Genomic DNA, 19,326 nt, shown 5'->3' with positions numbered 1-19,326 from the left:
TGGGCTATGTACAAAAATTATTCCAGTAGTAGGCAATGCCTATCCGGTAAAACTTATCAGCGCACGTCTCATCTCCTTCGCTTGCTAGTGGTGCTGCTGTTAGTAGGAGCGGCTGCTTGTAGTCGGGTTTCCCAAAACCGCTCACTGGTTAACGCCACCTCTGGGTCCAAGGAGCAGATTATGGTGGACTTGGGATGGGACGAATATCATATATATGAGAAAGGGTTCGACCCAACAATGGGTTGGCATTACGCCGGTCCTCCTCTGTTTCAAAGTACACTCTTAAGCCGCGACGAAAATTTTGAACTGGTCAACGACCTAGCCCAGAGCTACACCATCAGCAGTGATCGCTTGGTCTGGACAGTGAAAATCCGCCAAGATGTTCGGTTCACAGATGGTCAGCCTCTCTTGGCAGAAGATGTCGCTTACACGTTCAATACAACGAAAGACAGTTTTGGGCGACTGGATATGGAGATTTTGGATCGCGCTGTTGCTACAGGTAAGTATCAAGTCGAACTACACCTCAAACGACCCGATATTACCTTTGTCAATCAACTTGCCAGTTTGGGTATTGTACCCAAGTATGCCCATAACAAAGACTACGCCCGCAACCCAATCGGTTCCGGTCCTTACAAACTAGTGCAATGGAACCAGGGCGAGCAGGTGATCATCGAAGCCAATCCTGACTACTACGGGCACAAACCAGTTATTAAGCGTATCATCCTCCTCTTCACTCAGGGAGATGCTGCTTTTGCCGCCGCCAGAGCAGGTCAAGTTCAGGTGGCTGCAATTCCCAATCACCTAGCCTCACAGCCAGTGGAGGGCATGAACACCTATGTCATTAAAAGCCTCGGTCACGCTGGGCTTATGTTTCCCTATCCTCCCCGTACAGGGAGGAAGACACCTGATGGCAACCCAATTGGCAACGATGTCACCTCAAACCGAGCGATTCGTCAGGCAGTCAATTATGCGATTGACCGCCAAACTTTGGTTCAAACCTTGTTTAATGGTTACGGTTCCCCAGCGATGAGTCCTGCTAGTGGTCTTCCCTGGGACGAGCCAACAGCAGACATTCAAGATGGGGATATCAACAAAGCCAAGCAAATCTTAAGTGAGGATGGTTGGCGGGATACGAATGGTGACGGCATCCTAGAAAAACAACGGTTAAAGGCAGAATTCACTCTCCTTTACAATGCCCAAGACGCTTTCAGGCAGGGACTGGCTTTAGCAGTTGCCCAAATGCTCAAACCTGTTGGAATTAAGGTAAATGTTGAGGGTAGGAGCTGGACTGAGATTGAACGCCGGATGCAAAGCAATGTTGTCCTTTACGCGCTGGAAACCCACGACTCGCAGCAGTTATCCTTTCTCTTCAAAAGCTCTTTGGCTCAGGGAAAATACCAGAATCCCGGTTATTATAGCAACTCAGTGGTTGATAGAGCGCTTGACCGAGCAGCAGCATCCGCTACAGAGACAGAAGCAATCCAATTTTGGAAGCAGGTGCAATGGGATGGTCAAACTGGAGTAACCGCTAAAGGCGATGCAGCCTCTGCCTGGCTAGTTAATATTGATAAAACTTACCTTTTCAGCACCTGTCTCGACGTTAGTAAAGCTACCGAAAAATCCCACCACTACACGCTAACGCTTCTATATAACTTGCCTAACTGGAAATGGATTTGTCAATAGCAGCCCATCCTTTACTCTTCTGGGTAACTTTATCATGCACTTCCTAATTCGATTTATTCTGCAAAAATTATTGTATTTGTTGTTGCTCTTACTAACCGTCGCTGTCCTTACTTTCGTGCTAGTTAGCTTATCTCCGGTTGACACTGTCAATGCTTATGTTGGTTCTGACGTAATTCGCCTCGGTTCAGAACAAAGAGAATTAATTATCCAGCGTTGGGGGCTTGACAAACCTTTGGTTATGCGACTTTTTCTCTGGCTGGGGCAACTACTTCAAGGCAACCTTGGAACTTCCATGACTTACAATCAGCCAGTTTCTGATGTCATTGCCGAGCGCTTTCAAGCCTCACTCTGGTTAATGGCACTGGCATGGTTGGGTTCAGGTATTTTAGGAGTCGCTTTAGGTGTCTTAGCAGGAGCGAAACAAGCTTCACTGCTGGATCAAGCAATTCGGCTGTATGCTTACACTTTGTCCTCTGCTCCCACCTTTTGGATTGCATTGCTGCTGCTTATTACCTTCTCCGTCACTTTAAAAGTCACTCCTATGTGTTGTGCGACTCCACCAGGAGTGTTGCTTAAAGATGTCACTTTTTGGCAACGTCTATACCATTTGTTACTACCTGCTCTGGCTCTCAGCGTTATTGGGGTTGCAAATATTGCTCTGCAAACCCGCGAAAAACTGATCCAAGTCCTCAATAGTAACTATGCCCTGTTTGCTTACGCTCAGGGAGAAACAACAACTGGAGTCATTTTGCACCACGGTTTACGCAATATTGCTTTACCAGCCCTGACTTTGCAATTTGCATCTCTTAGCGAACTGTTCGGTGGTACTGTGTTAGTTGAGAAGGTCTTTGGCTATCCTGGGTTAGGTAGTGCGACCTTACAGGCAGGTTTGCGTAATGATGTCCCGCTACTGGTGGGTATTGTTTTGTTCAGCGCCATCTTTGTGTTTATCGGCAACACCTTGGCAGACCTCAGCTACCAAGTGATTGATCCCCGCATCCGCATCGGAGGTACCAGAGCATGAAACTTCCTACTGCGATTTCAACCCCTCAAACTTTAGGACGCAAACTATCACTCATCTTCAGTAATCGTCGTAGTCGGACATTTATGCTTATTGCTCTGTGCGCGATCGTTCTGAGCATCCTGCTGCTTGGCACCCAACTGATTGGTAAAGCTGGTTTGGAAATTTCCTTACAAGAACGCAACCAACCTCCAACACTTGCTCACCCGTTTGGCACTGACTGGTTGGGACGAGATATGTTCACCCGTACGCTCCACGGTTTGAGCTTGAGTCTATGGGTGGGGCTGCTAACCGCTAGCTTTAGCGCCATGATCGCCTTGGTACTGGGAACGCTCTCAGCTACACTGGGTGGTAAAGTTGATACCTTTATCATCTGGATAATTGATGTATTCTTGAGCCTGCCTCACTTAGTATTAGTTATCCTAATTGCCTTTGCTGTTGGGGGCGGAGTCAAGGGGTTGATCATCGCCATCACCATTACCCATTGGATGAACTTGGCTCGTCTGCTGCGGGCTGAAGTGCTTCAGATCAAAAGTTCTGATTACGTGCAACTCTCTTCTAAACTAGGACACTCGCCCTTGTGGATTGCCCGCAATCATATACTGCCCCACCTAGTGCCCCAGTTCCTCGTTGGGTTGATTTTGTTGTTTCCCCACGCAATTTTGCACGAGGCTGGGCTTACCTTTTTGGGTTTGGGTCTACCGCCAGAGATTCCGGCAATCGGGATTATACTCTCGGAGTCAATGCGATACCTATCCACTGGCTACTGGTGGCTGGCGGTAATGCCAGGAGTAGCGTTGCTGCTCGCGGTCAAAAGCTTCGACATCTTGGGTCAGAGCCTGCTTGCTTTGTTCGACCCAAAAACAAGCCAGGGGTAATATTATACTATGCTATCAGTTCAAAACCTCAGTGTCACTTTCACCATGTACGATGTGGGTCTGACCCAAAAACGGCTGACCGTCATTATGGATTTGGATTTAGAGGTTGGTGCGGGTGAAGTGGTGGCAGTGGTTGGTTCTAGTGGCTCTGGTAAAAGTCTGCTAGCTCACGCCATTTTGGGTATTTTGCCTTATAATTCCTTGGTTGCAGGCAAGATAATTTTTAAAGGAGAACTCCTGACCCCAGAGCGTCAGACCAAGTTGCGGGGCAAGGAAATTGCCTTGATTCCCCAGTCAGTCAGTTATCTTGACCCCCTAATGAGAGTGGGTTCGCAAGTACATCGGGCAGCTCGTTTGAGTGGATTGCCTGCTACCGAAGCAAGAGGAGTTGTAAATCAAACCTTTGAACGCTATGCTCTTCCCCTGCCAGTTAAACAGCTTTACCCCTTTCAACTTTCAGGTGGCATGTCTCGGCGAGTACTAGTTGCTACAGCAGCTGTCGGACGGGCTGAACTGTTGATTGCTGATGAACCGACTCCTGGTTTACATATAGATGTAGTTGTTGAGACACTTAACCATCTACGTGAACTGGCAAATGAGGGCAAAGCTATAATTCTGATCACCCATGACCTGGAAGCCGCTGTGCGAGTTGCAGACAAAGTAGCTGTGTTTTACGCAGGCACGACATTGGAAGTGGCGGCGGCAGAGGATTTTACTGATGGTAATCTGCGTCATCCCTACACACAAGCGCTGTGGCGATCGCTGCCCCAAAATGGCTTCATACCGGTTAAAGGCACCCAACCCAGTCCAGAGGCGCTTCCTGATGGTTGTCTGTTTGCTGACCGCTGTCCCTTAGTGACTGACGCTTGCCAAAAAGCCCGACCCCAGTTTCATATCGTGCGAGGCGCTCCTGTGAGGTGTATTCATGCTGAAGGGTGAACAGTTGTCTTTTCGCTATCGAGTCAATCAACCTTGGATTTTGCGTGATTTCAGTATTGAAATCAACAAGAGTGAAATTGTGGGCTTGCAAGGTCCAAGCGGTCAGGGCAAAACGACTATAGGTAAGCTACTAGCCGGGTATCTTCAACCAACGGAGGGTAGAGTCACAATCGACGGGAAGCCTCTGCCAAAACAAGGCTATTGCCCGATACAGCTCATCTTTCAGCACCCAGAACTAGCAATGAACCCCCGCTGGCCGATTAGCCAAATCCTAGCAGAGGGAAAAGGAACATCTAGAGAACTTCTGCAAGGTTTGGGAATTCACTCTAGTTGGCTAAGTCGCTTTCCCCATGAACTCAGCGGAGGAGAGTTGCAGCGCATCGCAGTCGCACGCTCGCTCAATAGAGCGACCCGCTACTTAATTGCTGACGAGATGACTGCTATGTTGGATACCAACACTCAAGCACTCATCTGGCGTGCAGTCATTGACTATGCCTGCCAGGTTGAAATAGGTATTTTGGTTATAAGTCATGACATTGCGCTACTCAAGTACCTGTGCCATCGTAGGATTGATTTAAAAGCAGCGCATTGAATTATATCTTCAGATTCAGCCATTTCCCTAACGAGGCGTTAATTCCTCTCACACTTCAAAGATAAGCGAACGTACAGAATTTAGTTTGCAGCAAGGTGGTTTCCACACCGTTTTGATTTCATTGGCGGTGATTGGTTTAGTTGTGACATTAGCTGTTGCGGTACGCAAACAAAAAATTATTTTGGAATAGTGGTTGCGTTAATCCCATTACTTTTCCTTTTTGCCCTCTTGTTTGCACCTTGTGTCACCTTCGGTTCTTCTGACTTACTAGAGTTAACCATTTTCACCAAGGAAGAATTGAGATAACTTTGTGCAGAGATATACAAACTTTCCCAAATGTCTTGATTACGACTAATTTTTGTACCGACTGTATTCCCTGCTGTTTTCTCCGATACCAAGTATTTACGAAAATAGTTAGCCCACAAGTGTTGGAGGAAATCTTCGGCGAATTCGTCAAATGGCAGAATCCATTTATAGTCCTTATCGAGAAATACCCGATAGGACGCGATTATCGGTAATGCGAGGTCAGTTGGCGCACCAAACCCGAATGAGTACTTGCTGTCCGGTAACAACGTAGTTTTACGTATATCTATTGAAGCTAAATCGTTAGCACCCTTTCTTCTGGGGTTGCTGATATGGTCTTGAATTATTTCGTACAGTCTTTGCTCTATCCACAAGGCTTGAGAAAGTAGAGGCAGTAAAGCGGTTAATCGTTCCCTTTCTGCATCTGTGATGTTACTTGGAAGACTCATCCCTACTGGGTGCTTGGTTCGTTTATTGCCGTCGGGATTGTATTTATTTCTATCGAGGCAGTAAAGGAGCTTGAGCAAATGGGTGACATTGCACTGAGCGTTTCTGGGTGCGCCGCTTTGGTTTTGGTAATAGGCGATGCGGAATTTTCTATCTTCTGCTCTTTCTAACTGGACTAAATACTGCTTGATGAATTTGTAATCACCTCTGGCGTTCACCTTGGAGCGAGAATCTACTGGCGTTGTAGTATTTGAAGCTAGGGCTATGTCTTTGGCTGATTCTTCAGTCAATCCGATGTGGATCGTAATTTTTACCCTAGCTTCGGTTAGTTCATATTTGTAATTTTTCGCTTGCTCAAATGCTAAAACTGTGTGACCACCGTTGATAATCCCATCGCTACCGCCCTCGTTAGCTTCTAAAATTTCTAGTTCGAGTTCGGTTTTATTCTTGACAGGTTTAGCTTTATTGGCTGACAGAACGATTCCACTGTGGCGAGAGAAGAATTTTGCAGGTTCGGTTGTCAGCGAGTCGAAGATTTGTCTGTAGGTCGCGCTTTTACGGTTAGGTTCGCGGATGTTCGGTTCTAGCGGCAGGTCTATAGGGAACGAGTCTACATGGGCGGTGGCGATGATGCAATTGGGGTTGGCTTGAAAATAGTTATCTATCTTGATGTTCCAAGTCTTGGGCATACAATGTGTGCAATGTCAGGGGAATTTCTATGTTAACTAAAACCCTGACCCTGATATCGCATTTCCTGAAATGCCGAGTCCCGTTAGAGATTGGACTACAACATATTTCAGCATCTACGTAGTCAAATTATTTGAACCTGCGATAGATATAACACGCCTTAAAAGCCAAAATTCACAGCAACATTATGCTCCAAAAGTTAACAAAGTATGGCGTTAACCACCCCAATAACCTGCCAATTTGAAGACTACTTGCAAGATAGATGGTGAAAAGGAGTTCAAAAGTGGAACTGTAACTATCGTTGTTGCCCCAGCAGCCCCTTCATTGTAGACACTTTGCCAAGCTTCTGGGCAGCTAGTAGATTGTCCATGAACTTGTGTACTAACACCTAACTTTAAGCCAAGCGCAGCTAAACCAACTAGTATTGTGCGACGTTTCAACATTATTTCTTAATACCTAATAGTTCGCCTTTGTTTATTGTGTAAGGTAAAGCGAAAAGGTACAGGACATACTTAAACTTTTCGGTTTACCTAACCTAATAACTTTCAAATTTAATTTAATTAAGTACTAATTGCTACATTTAGCAATTAAAAAGCCATTGTAATCTTATTGGTTATTTAACACTAGAGTTTTAGATATTGAAAAAAATTATGGAACTACTAAAAATAGTATTCAATTTTTAATGAAAAACCGTGTTATAAACACAATGATTTAATTAAAAAACTCATCTATCTTTAGGAATAAAATTAGATTAATTGTTGTTAGTACCTTTTTACTCTGCCCTCCAAGGATTGAGAAGCCCCTTCCTTCTTTGTTCGCTTGAACTGGAGCAAAACAAGCTCCGTATCAGCTTTTCCCCTTGCCCTTTGCCTCTTTTGACAACCAATTCAACCAATTTACAGGCAAGCATAAGTACAAAATTTTTCTGATTCGTGGAAAAAAAACTTAGTAAATGCCCAAGGGGGGCATTGTGTTTTTTGACAGAGAACGGCAAAGTTTTACTTAATAACTTAGTCTGGAAATTGACAAGCACAGGTAGTAAGAAAAAATACCTTGTAAGTAGTAATAGTTACGCTATCGCTACTCATAAGAGATTTTATCTTTATTAACAAATTATTTACGGCGCTGTCATCCTTGAATCAAGTTATTTTTGGTACTAAAAAAACTGTATCAAAAGCAATACGAAAACGACACATTAGCGAGAAGCAAAATGATTACAATCCGGCTAAGAGAGTTGCTTTTGACTATTACCATTTTACCGATAATGGTTCAGCCTGCTGTAGCTCACTCTCTCTACTTTGGCAATCAGGGCGAAGATATTCCGCTATTGTTCGGTCATCCAGAGGAGGGGGAAGACTCAGTACTTTCCTATGCTCCGGCAAGTGTTAAGGAACTCACAGCTTACAATCTAACCAAAGCAGTTGTCCCTATTGAAATCAAGAATTTTCCAAATGGAATATCTATCATTCCTAACAAAGACGTTGCAGCACTATCCGCCTTTGTAGACCGAGGCTTTTACGTTGTCACCCCGGATAACCAGTATTTAAACATCTCTAAAAAAGAAGCAACAACCGAATACACTCAAGCCTTTCGCTCTTTTAATTACCCCAAAAGCCTCTATAGCTGGTCTGATGCGATAAAGGAGCCATTAGGTCTTCAACTCGAAATTGTTCCTTTAGAAAATCCCTTTGAGGTTGCAACAGGAGAAAATCTTGAGGTTCAGGTTTTATTTGACGGAGCGCCAATAAAAGATGTTTTAGTGGAATATTTGGGGCAATCAATAGAAGATGTGAATAAAGACGGCATCTTTTCCATCCCCTGGACGCAAGAGGGATTGAAAACTATTGAAGCAAGTTACAGCATACCTTTAAAAAATGATCCTGATACTGATGAGCTTTCTTACTCTGCCTCTTTAGGGGTACAATCTGTTCCTGAGCCGGAAAATTGGTTTGGTTTAGGTGCGTTCGCTTTTCTAGCGATTCTTGCTAGAAGTGGGTTCTACAGAACAAGCCGAAGGGTTTTGATGAGAAAGTAATTGGCACAAATTTAAATCCTTGAGTTTGGACTAATTGGCATTCAGCAGCAATGAATAGAATGGCAAGAGAAAGTTACTCAACTCCTTCTGTTGCCTGAGTTAAGTTTAATTGTTGAAAAAGAAGCAGAAACTAAGCAACAGTTAGGTCGGCATTCTTAAGTGATTCTTCGGATTTAGGTCGTTTAGATGCGTGTTTTTTGACGGTGGGATAACGGGGACGAGGAGGTGGCTGATGCCCTTGGGCACGACCAGGTGATTTACCGCGAGTTTTAGGCGGTTGAGCAGGAGTTCCAATAGTAGCCAAAATTAGGGGAAATGCTTGTGCTACACGCCCTGGAGACAGTGTATCCTGAGTTGATTGCCAAGGCAAGGGAGAATCAATACAGGCAAGGCGTGCTAACCATAGTTGCCAAGTTAACAAGGGCATGAGGTCACTCCATCGCTCTGCTGCCTGAGTAGAGCCAAGCTGAGGTTGTGTCCAATATAACCGCTGCTTTGCAAATCGATACCAATGTTCTAGGGCAAAGCGGCGTAAGTATTTGTGCCAAAGGTTCTCTAATGCAGGCATCGTCTTGCCTAACCAAGCTAGCCATAAGGGTTGAAACTTCCGATTGCGTCCTACTGGTTTAATGACCTCGACACGAATGATTTCCATTGCCCGGTTTGGCGATTGAAGGAAATGAAACCCACTCCAACGCATCACTTTAACTTGACCAATTTTGGGGTCTTCGATTTCTAGAGTCTCCCTTGCTATTGGCCAGGTTTCAGGGTCATTCAGCTTGAACTTATGACCATGCTTGCACGGAGCGCCTCGTCCCTTATAAGCACTGGGTGTACCCCAAACACATCGGTTTGAGGCTAAACGCAACAACAGGTCTACCTCAATGTTCTCTGTTGCTTGGACAAATTTGGCGTTGCCATAACCTCGGTCATAAGCAGCGAGCGGTCTGACTCCTAACTCACGAGTCACAGTTTTGAGTTGAAATACTGCTTTGCTTGTTGGAGTTTCAAAGCTGGTTATCCGTTCATGTCTCAATGGCAATGCCCAACTCCCATCTGCCTCTGGTATCCAGGCTAAAGTACTGTAGCTTTGTCCGATACCTATGCTCCCTCCTCTGTCCCCATGAAAAGTTCTTTCCCTGAGTGTCCTCGCTTCTGGTCGTGACCAAAAGCTATGATCTCCTGCTAGAAATGGCTGTTCATCCGTTGCTATCTCCTGTACCAGCAACTTCATCAGCTTCCTTTTCGGTGGACGACTATCATGCAGTGCTGCATAAATGCTTGGCCATTGCCGTCGAAATACTGGGCTTTGTGACAAGCTTACAAATGATGGGATACTCGGACTTGTCAATACTGCATCCATCAATTCAAATACTGCATCTTTGGCCTTCCCCAAACTATCGTAGATAGCTTGGCGGAATTTTTCTAGTTGTGTCAGGATCATCACGTCAATGATTTATCGATTACTTTCATTGACTTTACGGCAGTCAGTGTTACTGCTGACTGCTTTTCTCTAGCCTTTTAGTCCAAAGTCCAGATCATCCGTGGTAATGCAGGAATTGACTACGTTACAGGCGGCAATGGTGACGATTCCGTGTTTGGGGACGATAATAATGATCTTCTCTATGGTGGATGTGGAAATGATTCTGCCTTCGGCGGCACTGGAAGTGATCGCCTGTTTGGAGATGAAGGTGGCGACATACTTACAGGAACAGATACAACAACAAGAGGTATTGCTGAAGTTGACCTTTTGACTGGCGGCGCTGGGAGTGATCAGTTTGTGCTAGGTATTACTGTCGGTGTCTTCTACAGCGATAGTAATACTAGTACTTCGGGACTGGGCGACTACGCTCTGATTGCTGATTTCAATGCCACCGAAGATACGCTGCAATTGTCTGGCTCCAACTCGAGCTATAGCTTGGGAGCAGCGCCAACTGGTTTGGCTACAAGTACAGCCTTATTCCTGAATGAAACTAGTCCTGAACTAATTGCGATCATTCAAGGTTCTAGCAACCTCAGCCTTAGTGCCAGCTATTTCCTAACTGTCTAAACGAGGTTTCACGTTTTCAAGCGTGCCATTCATATCATAGAGAATATTCCTGGAAAAATAAGGATGATGAAAGGGTGAGAAACGCTTTATATTTACTTATAACGTCACCTCGTTTCATGATTGCTTCGTGTCACAGTTCAAAGCATTTGCACACCACCACTCACGGGTAAATATGCCCCGGTAATAAATTTTGCTTCGTCAGATGCTAAAAGCAAAATGGCTCCGGCAACATCCTCTGGCAGCCCATTTCGCTTTAATGGCACCATTTGAGCCGAAGCGTCTTTATGTTCTTGAGGTAATCGGGCTGTGGCATCGGTCAGGGTTAATCCTGGCGAAACGACATTAGCACGAATGCCGTGAGGGCCAAGTTCCAGTGCTAGACTTTTGATGAAGGCATCTAATCCAGATTTGGCGGTACTATGAGCGATAAAGCCTTCTCCTGGATGGCGAGATAAGCCACTACTGACGGCAATGATGCAACCTCGCTTGTGTTCTATCATCGAGGGAACAACTGCTTTACAGGGCAAGAAAGCGCCTTTGAGTTCTCCGACCAATTTTGCTTCAAAGTCTGACCACTGGTAATCCACAAAAGGAGCCATTGCAAAATTCGCGTTAGCATTAATTACCAACGTATCAATAACACCAAAGGTATCTACAACCTGCTGCACCATTGCATCTACAAGTTGTGGATCGCGCACATCGGCTTTAACTGCCATTGCCCGACCACCATCGGACGTAATCAATTCAACAAGTTCCACAGCGGCGGCTTCACTGCCATAGTAATTTACGCCAACCGCAGCACCATGCTGTCCTAACAGTTTGGCGGTTGCTGCACCAATGCCGCGACTTGCGCCTGTGATCAAAACAACCCGATCATGCAGCAACTGGCTAGTATTTGAAGTTTGTTGAAGTTGGGTCGCAACCATAATTTTCTCCTTCTATTTTGCTATGGTTTTAATCCCTCCTTTTTCACTTTGAGGAGAGAAAAATATGACAATTATCCTGAAACTCAGACATCATCAAGAATCGAGCGATCACTGACTGAACATCTACTAAATCCAGAGAAAACAGAGCATGCTGAACCATCATTTCCGGCAAGATGTTTTAAACATCCGCATCGGCTGCTGAACTGGCTCGAAATCTTCGGGATTGTTTAGGCTTGAACTTCAGGAGGTGCTTGGTCAGGATCAATTAACGGACTTCCAGATTGCTTATCTTCTGCAAGGGTCGGTTCAATCGCTTGGGGCGATAGTTTCCCATCCCTTCCCACCTGTTTAACCTCGGTCGTATCTTTTGGTTCAGTTACCGGAAGTTCGTTATTCCGTCGTGCGGCGCGTTCGCTCAAATAAGTTAACCAGGAAGGCGACCATGCTGAGTGGCTGTCCTTGCCAAATGCCCGCTCTTTGCCAATTCCACCCGGTTCTGGTAGAAGCTGATTTACCAAACTGAATAGATTAGTACTTAGTCCGGGGAACAGGGCATAGAATTTGACCGAGAGCCAGGTTGGGAAAGGCACAATGACTTCCGTAGCGCCCCGGCGTAGTCCAGCGATTGTGGCACGAGCAACCTTTTCTGCGCTGGCAGAAATCAATGGTAGCGAATCACTAATGCTGAACCAAGCAAATTCCTTGCGGTGTTGCCCTTTGATCACGGCATGATCCACAACTCCAGTGCGAATAAAGCCAGGACATACGGTTGTAACGGTAATTCCATCTTTTGCTAACTCGGTTCTCATTCCTTGGGACAGCCCAACCAGGGCAAATTTGCTGGCACAATACCCGACCATGTGCGGAGATGCCACTTTTCCCCCGACGGAGGAGATATTTACAATTCGTCCGCTCTTTTGCTGCCGCATCTCCGGCAAAACGCCATAGGTTGCGTAGAGCGGTGCCCAAAAATGCAGTTTCATCAAATCGTCGTAGTCCTGCATGGTTAAGGTTTCTAGTGGACCGATAATATCCGTTCCGGCATTGTTGATGAGAATGTCGATTCTCCCAAAGCGCTCTTTTACCTGTTGTACCATTTGCTCAACCTGAGCTTGATCTGTCACGTTACAGGTCAGCGCGAAAACTTCTTTACCTCGTTGCTCCAGTTCGGTTCGTGCGCGTTCAAGTTCTGCTTCATCCCGCGCACAGATTGCTATCCGTGCGCCTGCATCAATCAACTGGCGTGCCATCACCAGCCCCAATCCGCGTGAACCACCTGTGAGCAGAATCGTTTTTCCTTGCAGGTCATAAATCCGTTCGCGCCACCAGCGATCTAGCAGCAGGAAACCGGGTAGTAAGGCGAATGCAAAGGCGATGAGCCTGAGTAGGCTGTCATAGTTAATATGCATTAATTAAAAACTCCTGATGACTCCGATAGATTGGCGATATCAATTCATTGAATTGAAAACGACTCAAGCACCGACAGTGGCGCGATCGCTGATTTCCATTTCCAGAACTTCTTCAATGCGTTGAATTGTTGCCCAAGACAGTTGTTTACCCGATGCATTAGCGTTTTCCTGTACTTGTGCTGGTTTGCTTGCACCGATGATGACGCTACTAATTTCGGGATTGCGTAAGCACCAGGTAAGCGCCAATTGGCTCAAGCTCAAACCTTCTTGCTCGGCAATGGGCAATAGCCGCTGCACCTTGAGCAACTGCTGCTGATCTAGTTCTCCATTGTTTAAAAACATATTTTGTTTCGGGTCACTTGCCCGTGAATCTTGGGGTAATGATTGCCCGGGTTTGTATTTACCAGTCAGCAGTCCTTGCGCTAAGGGTGAGTAATTGATTATGCCAATCCCTTCTCGACGGCATAGGGGTAACACTTCTTTTTCGATCATGCGATCAAGCATATTGTAGCGAGGCTGATCGGATACGATTGGTGCGAGATTTGCCAACCGGGTCAGGTCGGTCGCATGGGCGAGTTGTCCAGCACTCCATTGAGAAACCCCGTAATAAAGGATTTTCCCCTGTTTCACCAGATGATCAAATGCCATCAGGGTTTCAGCCAGAGGTACGGTCGAGTCATAACGATGTGCCTGGTAGAGATCAATGTAGTCCAGCCCCAATCGTTTCAAACTGGCATCACATTGCTCCAAAATATGTTTGCGTGATAGTCCATGATCGTTGGGTCCATTACCCATTCGGAAATAAACTTTGGTTGCTAAAACATAGGATTCACGCGGGTACTGCCGCAGCACTTTACCCACAATTTTTTCAGCTTCTCCCTCGGCATAAACATTTGCTGTGTCAAAGAAATTAATTCCCAAATCATAGGCTTGCTTAATACATTGACCGGCAGTGTCTTCTGCCGTTGCACCACCATAGGTAAGCCATGACCCTAAACAAATTTCCGAAACCCGAATGCCGTGTTTACCTAACTGCCGATATTCCATAAGTCATTTCTTTTTGGTGAAACCTTCATTAACTCCGCCTGCTGTCAAAACCAATGCTAAAATTCGTATTTCAAACACGATGCGAACAAGCGATAATGATGGCGATCGCATCAAGATTAATTGTTTAGGCCCACTTTAGAAAATGTTGATGCTTAATTTCTCTTTCATCAGGAAGAAACACTAGTTCATAAATAGGTGAACTTCTAATAAAAAATTTTGATGATGTGTTCGAGAATCTTTGAGGCGATACCCTGACGTCGGTGTACCTTGGTGGTACGCAGTGATTTGATTTCACCACTTCTTGAATTTAGCTTACTGTAAAGGTGAGCTATGCCTATAGCAGTAAACGGTAACATTGCCCCTAACAATTGAAGTGCTTGGGCGTAGCTTTTTAAAGTAAATATCGCCGAACTATGAACTTGGAACCAGAGATAATTGCCATTTCTCTCTAAGGAATATCTACTCGTGTAAGTGCTGTACTTTTTGTGGCTAAGTAAATGTCTCTTCATATTCAGCCACAAGAGATAGGACATTTGTACAGTACACAAGTACTATAAAAAGTACTGAAAATGAATCTAACCCAACACTCAGAAACAAGGAAGTGAAGATACATGGCAATTGAAGAACTGCAAAAAAACGATATGATGGCGCATCTGCAAGAGTCTCTTGATGCAGGCAATGATATTGGCCATTACGGCAGGCTAGTATTTGCAATGGTGGCACGTCATTTCTTAAGTGAGCATGAGTTAATTGAGTATCTTCAAAAAGATAAAGACTTCACTGAGCAAGAAGCACGTTCCCTCTTTCTACAAGTACAAGGTAAAGATTATAACCCGCCTCGACGGGAGCGTATTCTTCAATGGCAGTCCCAACAAGAATTTCCTATCTGTCCGAATCCTGATGATCCAGATGCTTGTAACGTCTACAAAGACTTACAGTTTCCAGAGGAGGTATATGAACATATCTCCGAATATCATGAACATAAAGCAGATAACTAAAAACTGATGACTAACCAAAAAGTTGTTTTAGTTACTGGTGCATCATCTGGGTTTGGGCAGTTAATTGCTCAAAAACTGGCTACTGTAGGCTACTGTGTTTTTGGTACGAGTCGCAAAGAACATCCAGCCTCACAGGGCGTAGAAATGTTGACGCTGGATGTTACATCTGATTCTTCAATAGAATCGTGTATTAATCACTTACTTACACGGACTAACCACATAGATATACTTGTGAATAATGCTGGGCAAATTCATGCCAGCATGATTGAGGAAACTTCTTTAGAACAAGCTTTGGAGATTTTTGAGACGAACTTTTGGGGTGTTGTACGTCTTACTAATGCTGTTTTGCCCTTTATGAGACAGCAACGTAGCGGGCATATTATCAATATGAGTTCAGTGGCAGGGCTGATCGGCGCACCTGGTCAAGGTTTTTACTCTGCAAGTAAGTTTGCACTTGAAGGTTATAGTGAAGCATTAAGTGTGGAACTAGACCTATTCAATATTAAAGTATCTTTAGTTGAGCCTGGCTACTTTAAGACCAATTTTAACCAAGCCATGTTACAGCCTACCGCAATTCATAGTGATTATGACGCTGTACGTGATGTAATTTTCTCATCTGTCCAGGGCGCAATTGCACAAGGTGACAATCCTGACAAGGTTGCAAAAGCAATTGCTCGTATTGCTTCAAGCTCATCACCACGATTACGCTACCGTGTTGGCAATGAGGCACAATGGTTGCCTCGCTTGAGAGCGATACTACCTGATAAGCTGTTTCGCTTTGGTGCGCGTAAACGCTTGAACCTACCTTAAACCACAGCATGATTTAATCGGACAACGAATTAGGAACTCCAGTTGCTCTCCACAGTAGTAATATATGGCACTAAGGACTGGCTGGAGTTACTGATGGCAGTGCAGGTGATGGCGCTGCTGGTGGTGCAGTTGTTGGAGGCTCTGTACCAGGCTGACAGGCTCCTATAAGTACACTTAACCCAAAAGCTGAAGCTAGAAAAATAAATCTTCTGTTCATCATTCCTCTTTGAATAATTTACTTGAGCATCAGCAAATCATCTCTGAAAATATGGCTATATATTGATTGCTGAATTTCCTCATGTTTTACAGCTTATGGCAAAAACACATTTAGTAATGAATCTCTCCAACGTAGTTTCCTTCCTATTTACTACCCTTCACTAGCTGTTGTTGAGCGTTCACCATCTTCAGTATCTTGCCAATACTCCGTTGCTTCTTCTTGGCGTCACCGTGCCAATTGGGTGCAGTAAATGGGGTGAGTTGTTCAGGTGTTTTTTAGGATTCACTGGCTTGGTCTAGACGCTCAGGATTTTGTACGCCGATTAACCTATTCCAAAGCTGATAGCTAACTTCAGTCTTTGGCACATACCAGTTATTAGAACCTGCTTCCATACCACCCATTGCTGTAAACTCATGACGTTGTGGGTCATTGAGGTCAAGATATTTTGCACCCTGCTCTAACCGACTACCAACTGGTAGCAATGTAATTTGTTTCAGTTCTTCATGTGTATACTCTGGTAATTTGTCATGCAGTTCTTTAACCTCATAAGCATTCAGAGCTGCTTTTTCGGGATGCGTGCCTTCCAAGCCGGAATTTTTTCCAGCCAGAGGTTGTGGATTTAGGTCTTGTTGCCATTCGTCTGGCTTACCATCTGTTGGTTTCCCTTGTTTTTGAGTCTGAGCCATTGAATATTCTCCTTTCGCTTGACTACCACTAGTACATCCAATTTGGAATTAGATGCCAACTACTAAAAGAAGGACTTAAAGTTTCGGCTGTACGGACTGCATCCCACACCATCAGTCGCGCTGCCTGGTTATTAATCATCATATCTGCTAGTTTTAAAGCCAATTTTTGTGGAGCTATTGTTAATGAGCGTTGTATTAGCTAATACCAGGTTTCCGTAATCAGTTTCCGGACGGAGGTAGAAGCAAAATAGAACCATAGCGGGAGTAAACAGCCGCAAATCACAAGTTTTATAAAGAATAGTCTTGGCAATTTCTTTAAATTACTAGTCAATCCTTCGGCTGGAGAAATTGTCTATCTTTCTAAACAATCAGGAGTTTCATTATGAAGCCAGGACAGTACTTTACTCGCATTATCGGCATCATCTTTACTGTGATTGGTGTCATGGGGTTTATTGCAGCTTTTAAAACAGCGCCTGCAACTACACCTCATGTGGCTGGGCTTTCATTCACAACTGGCTACGGTGATCTGTTAGGATTGTTCCCCGTCAACGTCTTACACAATATTGTTCACCTTGTTGTAGGCGTTTTAGGCATGGTGGCATCTGTTTCATTAAGCAGCGCCCGTCTTTACAGTGGAATGCTAGCTATATTCTACGGGTTGCTTACTCTTATGGGGCTTTTTCCTCCTACCCAGGCTACTTTAGGTCTTATCCCTATTTTTGGCAATGATATTTGGCTTCATGGTATTACTGCTGCGATCGCCATTTACTTTGGTTTTATTGCCACACCAGATTTATTGGAACTCAGTTCCGGGGAAAGCCACAGTCTTAGCCAGAAATAAATTGTTGCCTAGCTTTATAGTCAATTTTGTAATTTGTAGCATTGGGCTGACCAATTACGCCCACTGTCTCCAACACAGGATCTTGTTTTCAGTTTTCCCTCAGCAGTAATTTTTCTAACACAAAAGCTCCCAAACCGAATCTTCGCACCGGATTTTTCACAATACACCACTGTAATAGCCCACACCAGCAGGGCTTTCGGCAATACTCGTGAGAATCGACTAGGGAGATGATGGACTAGCCTCATAAGAGCGATGTCTACGACGGGCTGTCCGGTGTCGCTACTTCCTCTATCCCTAGATTCCTGCTCATCAGCAGCCCATCACCAGCAACCACTGTGATACACCAAGGAAGAAGCTCAAAATCGCGGATACCGTCTGTGATACGTTGGCTGATACTGATTCCTAACCTTTGTAATGCCAACTTTAAGATTATTCGTTTTTTGCGTAAAGTATGAAAATTGAGTTGAATAGTACTATATAACGGTACCTATTATGGATAAACCGGGGACAACGCTAAAAGTCTCCTATATAATTTACTTCTAACAAAAACTGCTCTGGATTAACTCCAGGGCAGTTTTATGTTGAGTCGATTAGCCTTAGTTTAGTAATCGCTATGATATTAGATAGGGTTTTATCATTCATTAGGTGTCAAATAATCAACAAGACTAAGCAGCGATCGCTTGGTGGCAAAAGCGATTTCCAGATTCGACTGTCAACCAATTATGTAGTTGCAGATTTGTTATCAATTCGCTCACAATGGCATCAAGCTTTTGACAAAGTTTTTGAATGTGGTAATATTCATGCTTTGCCGTTGAATGTGCGTTCTTGAGTTATTTCCTCAGTTGCCTCGCTTGTTGCTCCCCGTGGCACAATGCTTGCTGATTAATCGTGTTCGAGACACAGAAGCTAAAACCTTTGGCCCACCTCGTTCATTATCAGACTCGAAACTCAAACAGTTTGTATAGGGAAAGTTAGATTGAACATGAATGAGACTTTAGCAGCCACACTAGGTGAATTACAAGCACAAATATATTGGTTACATGATGCTGAGAAATTTGCAGAATTGGCATCAGCAGCAGCTACTATATATATGAAACTTGGTTATACTCAACAGCAGGCCCAAACCGCAGGTAACTTAATTAGTCAGGCTTATCAATTAGCGGATGATGCTGCTTTAGCCCAGAAAGCAGGTAATTTTGACAAAGAAATACAGTTTTATTATCAAGCTAAAGATAAATTAACCCAAGTAGAAACTACATTAGTTTATCAAACCAGTATCGCCATACATCAAATGAAATGGTGGATGTATTTTCGTCATAAACAAAAATTACAAATTCTGCTCCACTTATTTTTACAAAATTTTAAAGCGGTAGGGCTGATTAACTTACTTACTGCTCTTAAACTTACATATTTTCTCATGGAAATAGGCAGAGTTCACAAATCGCGTGATATCGGAACCACTAAACATAATGCTATAAAATACTGGACAGAATTATTGAAAATCAAACCGCCACAATATCCTTATCTTGGTTAAACTGCTATTTTTAGGCTTGAGCGCGATTAGTAAACGACGCATCCTTAATTTTTCTCTCTTGATGGGAAGGGAGCGTTCCGTTTCTCTTATAATATGAATTACGCTTTTTCGGATTAGCGTAGATATTAAAAGAATTCACAGTGGGTTACGCCCGGCTACGCTCTAAGGGAGATCCAATAAATAAATCAGCCCAGCCGTCGCTTTCGCCCTTAAGGCGAAAGCG

At 44.3% G+C, this 19,326-nt stretch carries 23 protein-coding genes; 12 read left to right on the top strand and 11 right to left on the bottom strand.

Going from position 1 to position 19,326, the window contains the following annotated elements; all coding sequences use genetic code 11:
* Positions 1 to 6 precede the first annotated feature (6 nt).
* Genes H6G96_RS30750 through H6G96_RS30730 form a run of 5 tightly spaced genes read left to right on the top strand, consistent with a single transcriptional unit; the run spans position 7 to position 5,113 of the window.
* Positions 7 to 1,683, top strand: coding sequence for an ABC transporter substrate-binding protein (locus tag H6G96_RS30750; protein ID WP_190916677.1), 1,677 nt, complete (start codon positions 7 to 9; stop codon positions 1,681 to 1,683).
* Positions 1,684 to 1,717: 34 nt separating this feature from the next.
* On the top strand, positions 1,718 to 2,707 hold the full coding sequence (locus tag H6G96_RS30745) for an ABC transporter permease (protein ID WP_190916675.1): 990 nt from the start codon (positions 1,718 to 1,720) through the stop codon (positions 2,705 to 2,707).
* Complete coding sequence (locus H6G96_RS30740; RefSeq protein ID WP_190916673.1) at positions 2,704 to 3,582, top strand: ABC transporter permease; 879 nt, start codon at positions 2,704 to 2,706, stop codon at positions 3,580 to 3,582. Before H6G96_RS30745 ends, H6G96_RS30740 begins: the two co-directional genes overlap by 4 nt.
* A 9-nt stretch (positions 3,583 to 3,591) precedes the next feature.
* Positions 3,592 to 4,521, top strand: a complete 930-nt coding sequence (locus H6G96_RS30735) for an ABC transporter ATP-binding protein (protein ID WP_190916671.1) — start codon at positions 3,592 to 3,594, stop codon at positions 4,519 to 4,521.
* The gene (locus H6G96_RS30730; protein WP_190916669.1) at positions 4,508 to 5,113 is read left to right on the top strand and encodes an ATP-binding cassette domain-containing protein; all 606 of its coding nucleotides are present in this window, start codon (positions 4,508 to 4,510) and stop codon (positions 5,111 to 5,113) included. Before H6G96_RS30735 ends, H6G96_RS30730 begins: the two co-directional genes overlap by 14 nt.
* Before the next feature lie 176 nt (positions 5,114 to 5,289).
* Here H6G96_RS30730 and H6G96_RS30725 read toward each other — a convergent pair whose 3' ends face one another.
* Together H6G96_RS30725 and H6G96_RS30720 are read right to left on the bottom strand one after the other, a co-directional pair.
* Entirely contained in the window at positions 5,290 to 6,552 is a 1,263-nt protein-coding gene (locus H6G96_RS30725) for an AIPR family protein (protein ID WP_190916667.1), read from the bottom strand.
* A gap of 213 nt (positions 6,553 to 6,765) precedes the next feature.
* Positions 6,766 to 6,993, bottom strand: coding sequence for a hypothetical protein (locus tag H6G96_RS30720; RefSeq protein WP_190916665.1), 228 nt, complete (start codon positions 6,991 to 6,993; stop codon positions 6,766 to 6,768).
* A gap of 767 nt (positions 6,994 to 7,760) precedes the next feature.
* Here H6G96_RS30720 and H6G96_RS30715 point away from each other — a divergent pair.
* Positions 7,761 to 8,585 (top strand): DUF4198 domain-containing protein, encoded by an 825-nt coding sequence (locus H6G96_RS30715; RefSeq protein WP_190916663.1) that lies wholly within the window; start codon positions 7,761 to 7,763, stop codon positions 8,583 to 8,585.
* A 130-nt stretch (positions 8,586 to 8,715) separates the two neighbouring features.
* Here H6G96_RS30715 and H6G96_RS30710 read toward each other — a convergent pair whose 3' ends face one another.
* Positions 8,716 to 10,029, bottom strand: coding sequence for an NF041680 family putative transposase (locus H6G96_RS30710; protein WP_190916661.1), 1,314 nt, complete (start codon positions 10,027 to 10,029; stop codon positions 8,716 to 8,718).
* Positions 10,030 to 10,122: 93 nt separating this feature from the next.
* Here H6G96_RS30710 and H6G96_RS30705 point away from each other — a divergent pair, with 93 nt between their 5' ends.
* Positions 10,123 to 10,635, top strand: coding sequence for a hypothetical protein (locus H6G96_RS30705; RefSeq protein WP_190916768.1), 513 nt, complete (start codon positions 10,123 to 10,125; stop codon positions 10,633 to 10,635).
* 137 nt (positions 10,636 to 10,772) lie between these two features.
* Here the strand turns inward: H6G96_RS30705 and H6G96_RS30700 are convergent, their stop codons facing one another.
* The 4 genes from H6G96_RS30700 to H6G96_RS41710 form a co-directional block, all read right to left on the bottom strand.
* The gene (locus H6G96_RS30700) at positions 10,773 to 11,561 is read right to left on the bottom strand and encodes an SDR family oxidoreductase (RefSeq protein WP_190916658.1); all 789 of its coding nucleotides are present in this window, start codon (positions 11,559 to 11,561) and stop codon (positions 10,773 to 10,775) included.
* A gap of 227 nt (positions 11,562 to 11,788) precedes the next feature.
* Positions 11,789 to 12,970 (bottom strand): SDR family NAD(P)-dependent oxidoreductase, encoded by a 1,182-nt coding sequence (locus tag H6G96_RS30695; protein WP_190916656.1) that lies wholly within the window; start codon positions 12,968 to 12,970, stop codon positions 11,789 to 11,791.
* Positions 12,971 to 13,033: 63 nt separating this feature from the next.
* The gene (locus H6G96_RS30690; RefSeq protein WP_190916654.1) at positions 13,034 to 14,017 is read right to left on the bottom strand and encodes an aldo/keto reductase family protein; all 984 of its coding nucleotides are present in this window, start codon (positions 14,015 to 14,017) and stop codon (positions 13,034 to 13,036) included.
* A gap of 203 nt (positions 14,018 to 14,220) precedes the next feature.
* Complete coding sequence (locus H6G96_RS41710; RefSeq protein ID WP_242063457.1) at positions 14,221 to 14,526, bottom strand: hypothetical protein; 306 nt, start codon at positions 14,524 to 14,526, stop codon at positions 14,221 to 14,223.
* Between the two features lie 102 nt (positions 14,527 to 14,628).
* On the opposite strand from H6G96_RS41710, the gene H6G96_RS30680 reads away from it, so the two are divergent.
* Positions 14,629 to 15,015 (top strand): hypothetical protein, encoded by a 387-nt coding sequence (locus H6G96_RS30680; RefSeq protein WP_190733574.1) that lies wholly within the window; start codon positions 14,629 to 14,631, stop codon positions 15,013 to 15,015.
* A 6-nt stretch (positions 15,016 to 15,021) separates the two neighbouring features.
* Positions 15,022 to 15,825, top strand: a complete 804-nt coding sequence (locus tag H6G96_RS30675; protein WP_190916652.1) for an SDR family NAD(P)-dependent oxidoreductase — start codon at positions 15,022 to 15,024, stop codon at positions 15,823 to 15,825.
* Positions 15,826 to 15,895: 70 nt separating this feature from the next.
* Here the strand turns inward: H6G96_RS30675 and H6G96_RS30670 are convergent, their stop codons facing one another.
* From H6G96_RS30670 to H6G96_RS42510, 3 genes are all read right to left on the bottom strand, one after another.
* Positions 15,896 to 16,045 carry a beta-Ig-H3/fasciclin gene (locus H6G96_RS30670; RefSeq protein ID WP_242053935.1) on the bottom strand — a complete coding sequence of 50 codons (150 nt, stop codon included), beginning with the start codon at positions 16,043 to 16,045 and terminating at the stop codon, positions 15,896 to 15,898.
* Positions 16,046 to 16,317: 272 nt separating this feature from the next.
* Complete coding sequence (locus H6G96_RS30665; protein WP_190916650.1) at positions 16,318 to 16,728, bottom strand: hypothetical protein; 411 nt, start codon at positions 16,726 to 16,728, stop codon at positions 16,318 to 16,320.
* A 28-nt stretch (positions 16,729 to 16,756) separates the two neighbouring features.
* Positions 16,757 to 16,891, bottom strand: a complete 135-nt coding sequence (locus tag H6G96_RS42510) for a hypothetical protein (protein WP_277932982.1) — start codon at positions 16,889 to 16,891, stop codon at positions 16,757 to 16,759.
* A gap of 219 nt (positions 16,892 to 17,110) precedes the next feature.
* Here H6G96_RS42510 and H6G96_RS30660 point away from each other — a divergent pair, with 219 nt between their 5' ends.
* A complete protein-coding gene (locus tag H6G96_RS30660; protein WP_190916648.1) occupies positions 17,111 to 17,569 on the top strand; it encodes a DUF4383 domain-containing protein in 459 nt (152 codons plus the stop codon).
* A 256-nt stretch (positions 17,570 to 17,825) separates the two neighbouring features.
* Here H6G96_RS30660 and H6G96_RS30655 read toward each other — a convergent pair whose 3' ends face one another.
* Positions 17,826 to 17,990 (bottom strand): hypothetical protein, encoded by a 165-nt coding sequence (locus H6G96_RS30655; RefSeq protein WP_190916646.1) that lies wholly within the window; start codon positions 17,988 to 17,990, stop codon positions 17,826 to 17,828.
* Positions 17,991 to 18,182: 192 nt separating this feature from the next.
* Between H6G96_RS30655 and H6G96_RS42945 the strand changes: the two genes are divergently transcribed.
* Together H6G96_RS42945 and H6G96_RS30645 are read left to right on the top strand one after the other, a co-directional pair.
* On the top strand, positions 18,183 to 18,398 hold the full coding sequence (locus H6G96_RS42945) for a hypothetical protein (protein ID WP_190737241.1): 216 nt from the start codon (positions 18,183 to 18,185) through the stop codon (positions 18,396 to 18,398).
* Between the two features lie 153 nt (positions 18,399 to 18,551).
* A complete protein-coding gene (locus H6G96_RS30645) occupies positions 18,552 to 19,103 on the top strand; it encodes a hypothetical protein (RefSeq protein WP_190737243.1) in 552 nt (183 codons plus the stop codon).
* Positions 19,104 to 19,326: the final 223 nt, after the last annotated feature.

The organism is Nostoc sp. FACHB-892, from assembly GCF_014698795.1.
GTDB lineage: Bacteria > Cyanobacteriota > Cyanobacteriia > Cyanobacteriales > Nostocaceae > Nostoc.
This window is presented reverse-complemented; position numbering and strand designations above follow the sequence as displayed.